The 15,343-nt window shown below is 42.6% G+C and carries 13 protein-coding genes; 5 read left to right on the forward strand and 8 right to left on the reverse strand.

Going from position 1 to position 15,343, the window contains the following annotated elements:
- Nucleotides 1-2 precede the first annotated feature (2 nt).
- Nucleotides 3-2,090, forward strand: a complete 2,088-nt coding sequence (locus tag DSM08_RS08155) for a 3-hydroxyacyl-CoA dehydrogenase NAD-binding domain-containing protein (protein WP_149525697.1) — start codon at nt 3-5, stop codon at nt 2,088-2,090.
- A 522-nt stretch (nt 2,091-2,612) separates the two neighbouring features.
- On the forward strand, nt 2,613-4,061 hold the full coding sequence (locus tag DSM08_RS08160; protein ID WP_149527614.1) for an IS1182 family transposase: 1,449 nt from the start codon (nt 2,613-2,615) through the stop codon (nt 4,059-4,061).
- A 259-nt stretch (nt 4,062-4,320) separates the two neighbouring features.
- Here DSM08_RS08160 and DSM08_RS08165 read toward each other — a convergent pair whose 3' ends face one another.
- From DSM08_RS08165 to DSM08_RS08195, 7 genes are all read right to left on the reverse strand, one after another.
- Nucleotides 4,321-5,775: a bifunctional 2-methylcitrate dehydratase/aconitate hydratase gene (locus DSM08_RS08165; RefSeq protein WP_149525698.1), complete on the reverse strand. Its 1,455-nt coding sequence runs from the start codon at nt 5,773-5,775 to the stop codon at nt 4,321-4,323.
- A 33-nt stretch (nt 5,776-5,808) separates the two neighbouring features.
- A complete protein-coding gene (gene prpC, locus DSM08_RS08170; protein WP_149525699.1) occupies nt 5,809-6,963 on the reverse strand; it encodes a bifunctional 2-methylcitrate synthase/citrate synthase in 1,155 nt (384 codons plus the stop codon).
- Nucleotide 6,964: 1 nt separating this feature from the next.
- Entirely contained in the window at nt 6,965-7,843 is an 879-nt protein-coding gene (prpB, locus tag DSM08_RS08175; RefSeq protein ID WP_149525700.1) for a methylisocitrate lyase, read from the reverse strand.
- Nucleotides 7,844-8,007: 164 nt separating this feature from the next.
- On the reverse strand, nt 8,008-8,619 hold the full coding sequence (locus DSM08_RS08180) for a L,D-transpeptidase family protein (RefSeq protein ID WP_149525701.1): 612 nt from the start codon (nt 8,617-8,619) through the stop codon (nt 8,008-8,010).
- Nucleotide 8,620: 1 nt separating this feature from the next.
- Nucleotides 8,621-9,196: a pentapeptide repeat-containing protein gene (locus DSM08_RS08185; protein WP_149525702.1), complete on the reverse strand. Its 576-nt coding sequence runs from the start codon at nt 9,194-9,196 to the stop codon at nt 8,621-8,623.
- A 14-nt stretch (nt 9,197-9,210) separates the two neighbouring features.
- The gene (locus DSM08_RS08190) at nt 9,211-9,783 is read right to left on the reverse strand and encodes a Crp/Fnr family transcriptional regulator (protein ID WP_149525703.1); all 573 of its coding nucleotides are present in this window, start codon (nt 9,781-9,783) and stop codon (nt 9,211-9,213) included.
- Between the two features lie 48 nt (nt 9,784-9,831).
- The gene (locus DSM08_RS08195; protein WP_149525704.1) at nt 9,832-11,517 is read right to left on the reverse strand and encodes an RluA family pseudouridine synthase; all 1,686 of its coding nucleotides are present in this window, start codon (nt 11,515-11,517) and stop codon (nt 9,832-9,834) included.
- A gap of 153 nt (nt 11,518-11,670) precedes the next feature.
- Here DSM08_RS08195 and DSM08_RS08200 point away from each other — a divergent pair, with 153 nt between their 5' ends.
- The 3 genes from DSM08_RS08200 (at nt 11,671) to DSM08_RS08210 (ending at nt 14,091) form a co-directional block, all read left to right on the forward strand.
- Nucleotides 11,671-12,630 (forward strand): aldo/keto reductase, encoded by a 960-nt coding sequence (locus DSM08_RS08200; RefSeq protein ID WP_149525705.1) that lies wholly within the window; start codon nt 11,671-11,673, stop codon nt 12,628-12,630.
- 24 nt (nt 12,631-12,654) lie between these two features.
- Nucleotides 12,655-13,125 (forward strand): Dps family protein, encoded by a 471-nt coding sequence (locus DSM08_RS08205; RefSeq protein ID WP_149525706.1) that lies wholly within the window; start codon nt 12,655-12,657, stop codon nt 13,123-13,125.
- Between the two features lie 147 nt (nt 13,126-13,272).
- Nucleotides 13,273-14,091: a ZIP family metal transporter gene (locus DSM08_RS08210; protein WP_149525707.1), complete on the forward strand. Its 819-nt coding sequence runs from the start codon at nt 13,273-13,275 to the stop codon at nt 14,089-14,091.
- Nucleotides 14,092-14,156: 65 nt separating this feature from the next.
- Here the strand turns inward: DSM08_RS08210 and DSM08_RS08215 are convergent, their stop codons facing one another.
- Complete coding sequence (locus tag DSM08_RS08215) at nt 14,157-15,332, reverse strand: tetratricopeptide repeat protein (RefSeq protein WP_149525708.1); 1,176 nt, start codon at nt 15,330-15,332, stop codon at nt 14,157-14,159.
- Nucleotides 15,333-15,343 lie beyond the last annotated feature (11 nt).

A 15,343-nucleotide genomic window follows, 5' to 3' on the forward strand; every position in this document is an offset into this window, starting at 1 on the left:
ACATGAGAAATATCAAAATAGACAAGGAGCAGCAAGGAATTTTAAGGTTCGAGTTTTCTAATGCAAGTAAAGAATCAATAACGGTCGATCTTGACTTCTTTGATGAGGTACTTCCGCAGGCCATCGACTTTCTTGCGGAGGATAGCTCGAAAGCAATCATATTCGAATTTAAAAACCCGGCGATAGGAACAGATTATCGGGTTCTCTTTGGCGAGGCGATGGCTTGGCAAGTGTTTGTAGATCGATTAAATACTGTGTCCAAACGTATCAGCCGCTTAAAGGCATTTCGTAAGCCTATCGTTTGTATTGTGCATGCTGAGTGTTCGTCAGCTGCATATTCGTTTGCAAGCATGGCGACCTATATCTTGCTGTCGAAGAACAAGGGTAAATTAGGTTTTCCCGAAACAAAGTTCGGCTTGATGCCGGGCTTCGGAGGCACCATTAATTTGCTGCAGCGATTGGGACCTGAAGGGGCACTGAATATTTTAAGCAGTGGAAAATTATATAGCGCGGACGAGGCATTGAAACTAGGAATAGCAAACCTGCTATTTGAAGATGAGGAGGAAGGACTTTCTTTGGCCATGTCTTGGATTGCTGCACATAAACAATTGGATCTAGACAATCAACTACTAATAAAAGAAACGGAAGCTGAATACTTCGTCAACCTTTCTTCAAAGATCAATAGGGCTATCCCAGGCCAATTAGCCATTGTGCAGGTCTTCCAAGATTCATTAAACGAAAATCTTGCGGATGCCTATGAACTAGAGGCAGAAGCGTTCTGTAGCGTTTTACAACGCAAGGAGCCTTTGGCAATGCTTCGAACGCAATATTACGGTACGGCCGAAGCCTCCAAAACAGCGGCTGCGGCAGCGTCATTTCCGATGGAAAAGGTCGGTGTGATCGGTGCTGGGATGATGGGGGCAGGGATTGCATATGAAGCTGCAAAAGCAGGTTTTGAAGTTGTATTACGCGATATTAGTTTAGAAAGTGCCGAGCGGGGCAAAGCCTATTCGGCAAAAGTGCTCGATAAATCTATTAGCCTAGGCAAGGCTACGGAAAAGCATAAGGAAATTATCCTCGAGCGTATTCATGCGACGGATAATCTTGCGGATATGCGCAATGCCGACTTGATCGTGGAAGCTGTATTCGAAGATATCGTTTTGAAAAATCAAGTTATTGCGGAGAGCGCTGATCTGTTGAATGAGGCTGGCGTATTTGCTTCGAACACAACCTCGCTACCCATTTCTAAGTTGGCTATTGCCAGTAAAAATCCAGCAAATTTTATCGGACTCCACTTTTTCTCACCCGTGGACCGAATGCCGCTTGTGGAAGTTATTTGCGGAAAGCAAACAAGCAAAGAGACGTTAAATAAGGCTCTTCATTTTATATCAAAACTTAAGAAAATACCTATCGTAGTTCAGGATGGTCCAGCATTCTTTACTTCGCGCATCTTCTTCAACTACCTGTTGGAAGGTATCAGTATGATTCAAGAGGGCATCCCATTAGAACAAATAGAAGGGGCAGCAAGATTAGCGGGTTTTGGCGTTGGGCCACTTGCTGTATTAGATGAAATAACCCTTGATCTGATGGTCAAAGTTTATGAGCAATTGCCGAAACTGCACGCTTCCCAGCAAAGGACGCTCAGTTATCTTAAAAAGCTGATTGCAGAAGGTAGATCCGGCCGAAGGTCTGGCAAGGGATTCTATGACTATCCCGCAGATGGTGGTAAAAAGCAAAATTGGCAAGACCCCGAAATTGCTGTAAGCAAGGACATCCCAAGCACCGAAGATCTTAAGAAGCGTCTGTTGCACGTCGTCGCTTTGGATAGCTACCGTTGCCTCAACGAAGGAATCCTCAGCAAAGCTATCGATGGAGATATAGGCTCCATTTTCGGACTAGGCTACCCACCCCACACCGGCGGTGTATTCGGACATATAGATCAGGTCGGTTTAGCAACATTCGTCGAGGAATGTAAAGGCTTTGCCGCCGCCGGAGAACAATGGGAAATCCCGCCATCTTTGGAGGAGCTCGCTAAGGAGGGATACCAATTTTATAACGGATTTGAAGCTAATGTTGGATTTAGACATTAGATTTTAGACATTAGACATTAGACATTAGCGTATTGGCGCCACATTGGCGCCTTTTTATTGGTGAGTTGTTTTGAGCGATTTGTTTGGCAAGAAGGAAAGTTTGTTGAACTTTTGGTTTTGAAAGGCAAGTTTGTTTTGAACCATGAAAAAAAGGAATTAAGGATTAGCAGGATCCTGTCAATCCTTGCATCCTTCCTTTCCTGGTTCAAAGACAAATCATCCTGTCAATCCTAGCAGCTTTTTTTTCCTGGTTCAAGACAAATCATCCTGTCAATCCTTGCATCCTTCCTTTCCTGGTTCAAAGACAAACCATCCTGAATCTCCTTTCATCCTTCCTTTCCTGGTTCAGACAAAAGCCTTAACCTCAAACACAATACATCACCACCAAACAAAAAAAGGGGTGCTTTTACAGAGGGCACTGAAAAAGTCCCCTTAGAAAATAAAGGTTAAAAAAGGGAGTCGAAAACTGCAGTTTTCTGCTCCCTTTTTCGTATTTTAAGGTAAGCTTTAATGGACATCAGGATGCTCTCTACCCAACAAAAAATACAGTTCAGTTCCTATTCAGGATTGTACGATATCATCGTACCAAAAGATAATCTACTTCGAAAAATCAACGATCTTATCGATTTCAGTTTTATCTATGACGAGCTTTTGGCTAAGTATTGCCAGACGAATGGCCGTACAGCGGAGAGCCCTATCAAGATGTTCAAATACCTTCTGTTAAAAACGATCTACACCGTTTCGGATGTAGATGTCGTTGAACGTTCCAGATATGATATGTCCTTCAAATATTTTCTTGAAATGGCACCAGAGGAGGATGTGATCAATTCAAGTTCGCTTACCAAATTCCGCAAACTACGATTAAAAGATATGGATCTGTTGAACCTGTTGATCAATAAGACGGTAATGATTGCTCTTGAAAAAGGCATTATAAAATCAAAGTCTATTATCGTAGACGCGACCCATACCGTTTCCAGATCGAATCCGCACACAGCATTGGCAGTACTCAGGGAACGCTCCAAACTATTAAGAAAAGCGATATATCAGATTGATGGGGAATACAAGAGGAATCTACCACAAAAGAATGAATCCAACGACCTGGATCAAGAGCTTGCTTATTGCAGGGAATTACAGAGGGTCCTTGATGAAGATCAATCTATCAGTGAAATACCGGCTGTGAAAGAAAAGCTGAATCTGTTGAAGGAAACCATTGAAGACACAAAAGAATACTATCTGCTCTCTAAGGATGATGAGGCCAGACTTGGACACAAGTCAGTGGACAGCAGTTTCTTTGGCTATAAAACACATCTGGCGATGACTGAGGAACGCATCATTACAGCAGCGGTCGTTACTACAGGCGAAAAAGGTGATGGCCCTGAACTACCTAGGTTATTAGAGATCAGCCAGCAGAATGGAATGCAAGTGGATACAATAATAGGTGATGCCGCGTATTCGGGAAAAGAAAATCTTCAGTTGGCAAAAGAACAAAACATTGATATCATCGCTAAATTAAATCCATCCATTACCCAAGGCTTTAGGAAAGATAAAGACAAGTTTGACTATAATAAAGATGCGGATATGTTTGTTTGTCCCGCAGGACATTTGGCCATCCGCAAGGCGCGTCAGGGAAAGAAGGAACAAGGTACAAATCAAACGGAGACCTATTACTTTGATGTGAAGAAATGTAAGGTCTGTCCTCTTAGGGACGGATGTTACAAGCAAGGGGCCAGAACCAAATCCTATTCAGTCTCCATAAAATCCGAACTCCATAGGGATCAGATGGCTTTCCAGCAAACCGATTATTATCGAAGCAAGTCTAAGCAAAGGTATAAGATCGAGGCCAAGAACAGTGAGCTCAAGAATGTCCATGGCTATGGCAGAGCTGATGCTTATGGAATCCATAATATGGAAATGCAGGGCGCAATGGCCATCTTCACCGTAAACCTGAAAAGAATCCTGAAATTGATATAAAAAGGTGGGATATTGCCTCAAAAAAGCCTGGATGGAATGCTAAAAACTCAAATAGCAAGTCCTAGTCGCTTAAACCTTCAATAAGCTCATAAAAAACAAACTTCCAGAAACCCTTTGAACAAAAATGACCGAGTAGGGGAAAACCTATACTCAGTCATTTCTTTAAGTCTCATTAGAAAGTTGAGGCTTTTTCAGTGCCCTCCTTTTACACCCCTTTTTAAACACCATACTCTAATGTCTAAAATCTAATATCTAATATCTAATTCCAGCAATAAATATCCACTAACTCATTTACTTTCAATTTTACGAAAGTATCATAATCCAATGTTTTTTCTATTGCGATATTCTGTTGCTTTTCGGCGAATACGCGGGCGAGGTTGATCTTGTATTTCTCGATCAATTTTGGAATTCCTTCATCGCGGCGGCGTTTGTGTCCGATTGGGTACTCGACAACCACTTCTTCGAGGATGGTGCCATCTTCCAGTTCTAGCGTTAATGCATTGGCGATTGAACGTTTTTCTGGATCATGATAGTCTTCAGTAAACTGGGGATCTTCATGGCAGGTAATGCGTGCGCGAAGGGCGTCGATACGTGGATCGGAAGCTATGTTGTCTTCATAATCAGCAGCTGTTAAGCGGCCGAAGATCAAAGGAACGGCAACCATGTATTGGATAGCATGATCGCGGTCGGCAGGGTTGTGCAACGGACCTTTTTTATCGATGATGCGGATTGCCGCTTCGTGCGTACGAATCTTGATGGATTTGATATCTGCAGCAGTTTTGCCCATTTCTTTTAATTGCTCATGTAGCGTCATCGCCGCTTCAACCGCTGTTTGCGAGTGGAATTCTGCAGGGAAGGAGATTTTGAACAATACATTCTCCATGACATATGAACCATAAGGACGTTGGAACTTAAATGCTTGTCCTTTGAAGGAAACATCATAAAATCCCCATACCGGTGCTGTCAGTACCGATGGGTATCCCATTTCTCCTTTTTGAGCAATCAATGCCAATCGAACTGCTCTGGATGTCGCATCTCCGGCTGCCCATGATTTACGGCTACCTGTATTAGGTGCGTGTCTGTATGTACGTAAGGATTGTCCGTCGACAAAGGCTAGAGAAATTGCGTTGATTAACTCGTCTTTGTTAAGTCCGATCAATTTCCCAACTACTGCAGTTGAAGCTACTTTTACAAGGATAACGTGGTCTAATCCTACCTTGTTGAATGAGTTTTCCAATGCTAAGACCCCTTGAATCTCGTGCGCCATCACCATTGCCTCTAATACTTTGTTCATGGTCAAGGCTTCCTTGCCTTCTGCAATACGATTTCTGGATATCCAATCTGCTACGGCAAGAATACCGCCCAGGTTGTCGGAAGGATGGCCCCATTCGGCAGCAAGCCAAGTGTCGTTGAAGTCTAGCCAACGGACCATAGCGCCAATATTGAATGCCGCTTGAATAGGGTCAAGCTGATAGGGCGTTCCTGGAACTTTTGCTCCGTTTGGCACGACAGTGCCCGGCACGATAGGTCCTAATAATTTAGTGCAGGCTGGGTAAGTTAGTGCTTCGAAACCACAGCCTATGGTGTCTAAAAAGCAGTAATGTGCTGTTTTTAGCGCTAGATCGCTGTTGATTTTGTAGTCTAATACGTAATCGGCAATATCGACCAACACCTGATCCGGTTGTGGTCTATCATTTGAAATAAAGGATGACATAGAATCTTTAAATACTCTTTTATCGTAATGTTATTAATTTCTGTTTTCTAAAGGAATAAATTCGAGGTTTTCCGGACCGGTGTAGTTTGCACTCGGACGAATAATCTTTCCGTCTTGCCTTTGTTCGATGACATGTGCTCCCCATCCTGATATTCTGGACATCACGAATAGTGGAGTGAACATATCGGTCGGAATACCCATGATATGGTAGGCTACTGCGGAGAACCAATCTAAGTTAGGGAACATTTTCTTTTCATCCCACATGAGGGTCTCGAAGCGTTCTGCGATATCGAAGAGATTCATATCGCCTTTTTCCTCTGACAGTCTTTTAGCGACTTGTTTAATGACTTGGTTCCGCGGATCGGATATGGTATATACAGGGTGTCCGAATCCGATGATGACTTCTTTCACTTCCAGCCGTTTTCTGATATCGGCTTCTGCTTCGTCGGCATTTTGATAACGACTTTGTATCTCGAAGGCAACTTCGTTGGCTCCGCCGTGTTTTGGGCCACGTAGGGCACCGATAGCACCGGCAATGCAAGAATACAAGTCAGAACCCGTACCTGCGATTACACGCGCTGTAAAAGTGGATGCGTTGAATTCGTGCTCTGCATATAAGTTCAATGAAATCTGCATAGCTTCAACCCAGGAAGCAGGTGCCTTTTCGCCATGTAGAAGATGTAAGAAATGAGCAGCAATGCTGTCATCGTTTGTTTCTACAGTAATCTCTTTGTGGTTATGTGAGAAGTGGTACCAGAATAAAAGGGCCGAGGGGAAGCTCGCCATCAGGCGGTCGATGATATCACGCGCTTTCTCGGTTTCATGTGCTAATGGCTCGGGTTCCAGTGTTCCTAATATGGAAACATAGGTACGAAGAACGTCCATAGGATGCGCATTCTTTGGAATTAACTTCAATGCTTCCTTAGCATTGGCAGGCAATCCTCGTAGACCTTTCAGCTTCTGTTTATATTTTTCGAGCTCTTCCTTATTTGGCAGCTTTTCATGGATAAGTAAATACGCGACTTCTTCGAAGCTAGCTTGATCGGCCAGCTCTAGGATATCATACCCACGATAGTGTAGGTCATTGCCCGAGCGACCTACTGTACAAAGGGCTGTATTTCCAGCGGGCACACCGGAGAGTGCGACGCTTTTTTTAGGCTTAAAGCCTGTGTTGTTCTCTTCTTTCATATTATTTGTTTTTAAATAATTGATCAAGTCGATTTTCATAAGCATAGTAATCTATGCTTTGATATAGTTCCTCACGTGTTTGCATGCTGTCGATAACGGCTTGCTGCGATCCATCCTGTCGAATATGTTGATAGACATTTAACGCGGCTTTGTTGGCGGCACGGAATGCTGAAAGTGGATACAGTACGATCGATACTTGCACGTCGCGAAGTTGCTCTACTGTATAAAGAGGCGTTTGCCCGAATTCGGTGATATTAGCAAGGATAGGAATACCGGTAGCTTCCGCGAAGCGCTGATAGTCTGCAAGCTCGGATAAGGCTTCGGCGAAGATGAAATCAGCACCAGCTTCTTTGTATGCTACAGCGCGCTCTAGCGCTTTCTCTAAGCCTTCGGATGCAAAAGCATCTGTACGAGCTCCGATGACGAAGTTTGAATCAATCTTAGCGTCTACAGCAGCTTTAACACGATCCACCATTTCCTGTTGTGATACGAGTTCCTTTCCTGGACGATGGCCGCAGCGCTTAGCACCGACTTGGTCTTCGATATGTACGCCGGCGGCACCTGCCTTGTCTAAAGACTTAATGGTACGGGCGATATTGAACGCCGATGGTCCAAATCCCGTGTCGATATCGACTAGGAGGGGTAAGGAGCAAACATTACTGATGCGTTCTACATCGATCAGTACATCTTGTAAATTAGTGATACCGAGGTCGGGTATTCCAAGTGAGCCGGCAGCTACGCCGCCACCGGAAAGGTAGATGGCTTTAAACCCCGATTGTTCGGCTAGGAGGGCATGATTAGCATTGATAGCTCCGACTATTTGCAAGGGCTTTTCTTCAGCCATCGCAGTACGCAAGCGTTTTCCTGCTGATTCTATCATTTTAAAAGGCTTTAAATGTTTATAATCGTTATCAACGATGCTTTAAGCTGTGATTTTTAAGCATTTGGCATCCTTTTAAAGGTAAGGAAATAAATCGGAAAATGGACGCTTGAACGGCGTTAAAGTTGATGAAAAAAATATGCAAGCATATTAAATTCTAGGGGTTATTTAATATGCTTTTGGAGTTCGGCGTGTAGGACTGCTAATTCCTTCCAACGACTAACGGTTTCTTCGAGATAGTGAAGTTCGTATTTTTCTAGGGTTTCGACGTCTAAGGAGAAAGGAAAAATATAGACGGGGATTTCGTGTTGCCCATGGGATTTTGCAAGGGATGCTAAGGTGTAAAGTACTTCGATAGCAGCGTCGCCAATCGGTAGACAGCCGACGGTTTCCGTTCCGCCATGAATAAATATATCAGAGCCGCTGTACTGTTGTTCTTTATCGTATTCGTTTGGGTAGTTAATTCCGAGCGATAGGTGGTATTTGCTTTTGGGGTTGAATCGGTTGATTTTATATTGCCCTTCCGGAACTTGTTTATCGCCTTCTTTCTTCTTGGGTCCAAGCAGGCCGGAGCGAGATAAGACAGGAAATGACATGAGTAGGGAATAGGTTTCGCTGGTCCGACTTTTAGCGTAGACCTTCAATAAATCTTCATTCTTATAAGCTATCAATAGGATTTCAAAATCGCTAGCTGATAAACCGATCGTAAATAAGCTTTCCAGGATGTTTGATATACACCGTATATATGCTTGTTCCGCTCGGTCGATTTCCTGCATGTTAATATTGAATTTTGATCTGATGCTTTTCTAGAAGGCCCGGTAATCCCTGAAGACTAAATTTAGCCCCTTTAATCTTATTGCTGTCCGGATCGATGCTATAGTTTGTTGCTGTCAGGAAGTTGGCTTTCTCGAGGTTGGTTTGCGTAAAGTTTGCCATGCTCAGGTCTGTGTCGCTAAAGTCGGCAAGACTGAGGTCAGCACTTTCGAAATCTACTTCTTGTAGACGACTGCCATGGAAGTTGGTTTTCTTTATCTTAAGCTTGTAAAAGCTACTGTGGTCGAGAATACAATCTTTGAACGTAAAGGAGATGTTGAAGGGATTGCAGGTTTCGAAATGTAATCCCATCAATTTGCAGTTTTGGAATTTGACGTCTTGTATGCTACAGCCGCTCAGGTTCGCCAAGCTCAGATTGCAATCGATGAAAGTACATTCTGTGAACTTGTAATCGCTCAAGTCATATTGTTCTAAATTGCAGCCCTTGAATTGGCAGTAATCGTAATGTGCTTGTGTTAGGGGAACTTCCGTAATGCTAGTTTGGTCGAAGGTTTGATCTTCGAAGTATTCCTTTTCCATTTGTTAATGAAGATTTAGGCGTGCATGATTTCTTTGCGAATTCGGCTTAGGGAAGTATCAGTTACTCCCAGATAGGAGGCGATATGCTTAAGTGGCGCTTGCTGAATGATCTGCGGTTTCTCTTGCATAAGATGCAAGTATCGTTGTGTAGCAGGTTCTGTAATCATTTCCGTTGCTCTTTTCTTTGAAAGATAGAGTTCGAACGCCATCCAAGCGCGGCCCCATTCGCGCATGGCAGGGATTTGATGGAAAAGCTCTTGAAAATGATCGTAATCAATTTGCCAAAGTACACAATCCGTCAGGCATTGCATATATTCTTGGGTTGGAATCCGTTGGAATAGCGATGCAACCTCTATGGCCACCTCATTGGTGCCGGTAAATCCTGTAGTAATTTCATTGCCTTCGTAATCATAGAGGTAAGTGCGTATAAGCCCCGATTCAACGATGGAGTAACAATTTGCGATTTGATCTTTCTTCAAAAGATAGTCTCCTTTTTTCAGTTCCACACGTTGATGTTCCTTGCTGATTAGTTCTAAATCAGCGGCTTCGAATAGCGGATGCTGATATACGAATTTGAAGATTTCCATTGTCGGAGGCTTTGTTAGTATGACAAGTTAGGCATTTGGATAGAAATTCTAAAATGGGTCCGCAACTTCAAAATGCATGAGTTCGCCGGATTTTGGGTGCTTAAAGCTGATGAAGCCTGCATGCAGATGTAATCGGTCGGCTCGGTTCCCATAGAGATCATCTCCGACGATCGGGGCATTCAGGCCCTTGACATGTGCAGAATGCACACGCAACTGATGTGTTCTTCCGGTCAATGGGAAATAATGTATTCTGGTGCGATTGCCTTCGATAGCAACGACTTTATATTCCGTTCTTGCAGCTTTGCCATATTCATAGCAGACCATTTGTCGCGGTCTATCTTCTAAATCAACGCGGAGCGGAAGGTCGATGACACCTTCAACATCTTCGATAATTCCTTCCAATAGGGCGGTATAGCGTTTGTTGACCGTATGCTGTATAAACTGATCTTGTATAATTTGATGCGCTTCTTTATTTTTTGCTAGCACCAGGATTCCCGAAGTAGACATATCGAGACGATGGATGATAATAGGACTCTTGATGTCGGGATACATACGTTCAATTCGCTGTTGCACGCTATCCTGTACATTGATCCCTGGCACCGATAAGAATTCTGCCGGCTTGTTGACTACAATGATATCATCGTCTTCATAAATGAATTCCAATTCCTTATCCGCTGCAGGATTCTGTAACATCGGATTGGGGTCGACTCTTAAACCCTCAAGCATATGCCCTAAAATAGGTTCACACTTCCCTCGGCAGGAAGGATAGTATTGCTTATGTTTTCTGACTTCTGAGGCTGGCGATGCACCCCACCAGAATTCTGCTAATGCGATTGGTTTCAACTGCTGTTGATAGGCATATTGTAACAGTTTTGGAGCAGCACATTCTCCCGCGCCAGCAGGTGGTGGCATGTTGATATGCTCTTGAAATATATTTAGGACCGACTTGGTTTCACCTTCTGCATTCAAGAAACGGTATTGATCAAATAATCGTTGTTGTAAATCTGCGGAACGTCGCTTCCGCTCGTTTTTTAAATCATCAATCGCCTGTAATAATTGCTGCAGTTGGTCTTCCTGCTTCTGTAATTTCTCTCTACATGCTTGTTTTGCAACATCGTATTCATGCTGATCGCGATAACTTTGCTTGATGAGATCTTCAGCAAGGACGTTATAAGCGACTTCGTCTAGTTCTAGTTTCGCCCGCTCTCGGACGCGCTTGCGTTCGGCTTTATTTGTCTTATGAAACTTGCGTAAGTCGAATAAGAGTGCATCATTTTCCTGTTGCGTTGAAACCAAACTCTCCCTAAAGATTTGGATGTTTGGGTTTGCCGACAGCTCGTCGATACGACGATTGATTGCATTGATGATATTTTCCTCCTGGATGAAAAATCCGTCGGGGTCTAACATGTCAAAAATAGGAGGTACAAAATATTGGTTCTGATTGGTTCCGGCGAGCTTTCCTGAAACAGCTGCCAGAAAGCCCAGCTTGCCCTCCTGGTCCTCTACGACCAAGACACCGAACATCTTACCAATGACCAAGCCCGGCATATCTTCTTGAAGCCCGAAATTGTGTTGAAAATCGTTTTGAGCTGCTAAATAATGCTGAACTTGTTCCGCAGCGAGCATACTTAATGGATGAGGTTCATAAAAGAAAGGATAGGTAAAGGCATCCGGCAATTCAATTGTAGATATATCTTCCGTGAAGCGATGTAGATGTCTTGTATTGCCTTCCATTTTCTTTTATTTCCTCGAAGGGGCAAAAATACAAAAGTGCAGGGGAAATACGCTGTGCTATTCTTATAATATTATGACAAGATAAAGTCTTCAAAACTGGGAAAGGCGCATTAAAAATGGTAACTTGTCCTTATCAAAATTAGAGCGCCCGCTATGGAAAACAAACGTCAAATTGCAAATTCAGATTTATTTATTGAGCCTATTATTTTTGGTGGAAATGTCTTCGGATGGACACTCAACGAAGGGCAATCTTTTGAAATATTAGATCGCTTCGTCGATTTAGGGTTCAATGCGATTGATACGGCTAATAATTACTCGCATTGGGTGCCTGGGAATAAAGGTGGAGAATCAGAGACGATCATCGGGAATTGGTTAAAGAAGCGCAGTAAGCGTGATGATCTCATTCTGATGACGAAAGTAGGTGGCCGATTTGGTTATGATTCGAAGCCAAATACAAAAGCATCTTACATCAAAGAGCAGGTTGAGCTATCGCTACAACGAATGCAAACGGATTATATTGACTTATACCAAACGCACTACGACGATGTTGAAACTCCCATAGAGGAGACTTTAAGAGCGTATGAAGATTTAATAAAGGAAGGGAAGGTCAGATATATCGGTGCTTCGAATTTTACGGCAGAACGCCTAACAGAGAGTTTAGCGACAGCAGATCATTTGAATCTACCGAAGTATGTTTCCTTGCAACCAGAATATAATCTTTATGATCGTGAAAAATATGAACAGGAGTTTGAGGTAATCGCTGCACAAAACGATCTTGCGGTAATTCCATATTATTCGCTTGCAAGCGGTTTTTTGAGCGGGAAGTATCTTTCTGATGACGATTTCAGTAAATCCGCAAGAGGCGAGGGGATACAAAAGCGCTATTGGAACGAGCGTGGCCAACGTATTGTGAAAGCCTTGTCAGAGGTTTCTGCGGCTTATCGTACGTCTTCTTCAGCAGTTGCTTTAGCTTGGCTGCTCGCACGACCATCCATCACTGCCCCAATCGCAAGTGCTACAAAAGAGGATCATTTGCAATCCTTTGTTGCTGCAGTGCAGCTCAGGCTAGGGGAGGATGCAATCCAAAAACTCAACGAAGCAAGTACTTATTAAAAACATATAAAAACTAATTTACAGATGAAAACAAATATTGGTTTAAAAGAAAAGGACACTGCTGCAGTTGCCAGCATGTTGAACAGATTATTGGCAGACGAGAATGTTTTATATATCAAAGTAAGAAATGCGCATTGGAATGTGGAAGGACCTGATTTTCATGCTCAGCATTTGTTCTTCGAGACTATTTATGATGAGCTGGCAGAATTGATTGATGAAGTTGCGGAGCGCGTTCGTGCTATTGGCCATTACGCAATCGGTACGATGAAGGAATTTTTGGAAGTTACACAGCTAACAGAAATGAAGTACAAGAAGAATGATAGCCAGGGATTTATAAAAGAGTTATTGAACGATTTCGAGAGCTTGATTATTACACTTCGTGAAGATATTAAGTTAGCGGAAGATCATGGAGATTCAGGAACCGAAGATTTCTTAGTAGGAATTTTGGAAAAACATGAGAAAACAGCATGGATGCTGCGCGCTCATGTAAGCTAAAGATAAAATATTCCCATTATTAGAGCTCCAAGAGGAGCTCTTCTTGTTTTTATTAGTGAGCAACTCATTAATTGAAGAAGAAAATTGATATTTCGACTTATTTATTGAAAAGAATAGTTAATTTCAGAGCATATTTTTACTATTCATATGATTGATAACCTGATAGCTTACTTTGAAACCCTAAATCCTATTGTTGCAGCATTGATTGCTGGTCTTTTTACCTGGGGCGTAACTGCTTTGGGTGCGGCTAGTGTGTTTTTATTTAAAGGCGTTAATAAGAAATTGTTAAACGGTATGCTGGGGTTTACTGGCGGAGTAATGATAGCTGCCAGTTTCTGGAGTCTTTTAGCTCCGGCTATTGAAATGAGCGAGGGGGAGAGTTTTGAGAAGGTCATGCCGGCAGCAATTGGATTTCTGTTGGGCGCTCTTTTTATTTTCGGACTGGACAAACTGATGCCGCACTTGCACTTGAACTTTTTAAAAACCGAAGGTCCGAAGTCGTCTTTGCATAGAACAACATTGCTTACCATTGCAATAGCTTTACACAATATTCCCGAGGGTTTAGCAGTAGGTGTCCTGTTTGGTGGTGCTGCTGCTGGACATTCTGAAGCAACTATCGCCGGCGCTATCTTACTCGCTATGGGAATCGGATTGCAGAACTTCCCGGAAGGAATTGCTGTTTCCATGCCATTGCGTAGAATGGGATTGTCGAGAAGAAAAAGTTTCCAATATGGACAGATGTCGGCAATTGTAGAGCCAATTTTCGCAGTACTAGGCGCATGGGCTGTGGCCTTCTTTATTCCTATTCTTCCATATGCGTTAGCTTTTGCGGCAGGCGCTATGATCTTCGTCGTAATCGAAGAGGTAATCCCTGAGACGCAACAGGAAGAACATTCGGATATTCCTATGCTCGGATTTGTTTTAGGATTTGTGGTGATGATGGTATTAGATGTGGCACTAGGTTAAAATATAAAAGCATAAAAAAGGCCTTCAGCATTCGCTGAAGGCCTTTTTTATATCTTAACTACACATTAATTCAATGCGTCAATCTTGGCTTGAGTCTCAGTAGATTTAGCTTCGTCTTGCATGAAATCATAGAAGTTTTTCAAGTTGCGCAATGCATCAACATTCTTCGGATCTGCTTCTACAGATTTTTGCAAGTAAGGCAATGCACGACCGATTTTCTCTTTCAATGCTGCAACTTTAGCATTATAGTCTTTTGGTTGCAATGATTTATCGTCGTTTAATGCAATCAACTCATCGCGACCGCTGTTCATAATAACAACAGCAGCGTTTGTATTAGCTTCTAAATAATTCGGATCAATCTCTAAAGCTTTCTTGTAGGACTCTAAAGCTTTCTCAGGCTGACCTGAAGTGCTGTATGCTAATCCTAAGTAGTAATGCAAGTTTTTATTAGATGCATCCTTAGCGATTTGCGCTTCGATATCAGATACTACCTTTGCTTCATTTCCAGTAATCAAGTTCAATTCGATGTTCTGAACAACAGCACCATTATCGTTAGGATAAGCAGCAACCGCTTCAGCAGCAGATGCTAATGCCGCAGCAGTATCTTGTTTCGATAAATAAAGCTTAGGCAAATCAATCATGATTGATTTGTGAGCTGAATATTCTTTCACAGGTACTAAAGCTTTGTAGCGAGCGATAGCATTGTCGTAATCTTTATTTTGCACAGCTGCTAAACCAGAATAGTACGTCAATGTAGTATCACCTGGTAAATAGTCTAATGCACCAGTGAACTCTTTGTATGCTGTTTGGTAGTCTTGTTTATCCCAAGCAGCAACACCTTCATTGAAACGGAACTGACCTAAAGTTTGACCAGCCGCTTTGATATTTTCTGCGTGTTTTTTATCCGTATCTAGTTCTGTTGCTTTCTTGATACCTTCAATTGCTTTTGTTGCAGCTTCGGCATTTTTATCAAGGTTTGCAATATTAGCATATACTAAAGAATATACAGTCCAAGCTTCTGGATCGTTTTGCGTTTTCTCGTGAACAACAGCGGCGTCGATTGCTTCTTGAGCTGAAGTTAAATTACCTTTACCTAAAGCAGCTGTATTTGCAGCTTTCAACTCTTCGAATTTCGTATAGTTGGTTTTCGCTTTTTTGATATTACCCGATTGAGCCATGACAGTCGTTGTACCGGCTGCAAAAAGAACTCCTGCGAATAATATGGATTTTCTTAGATTCATATCGTTTTTAT

This window comes from Sphingobacterium hotanense, assembly GCF_008274825.1.
GTDB lineage: Bacteria > Bacteroidota > Bacteroidia > Sphingobacteriales > Sphingobacteriaceae > Sphingobacterium > Sphingobacterium hotanense.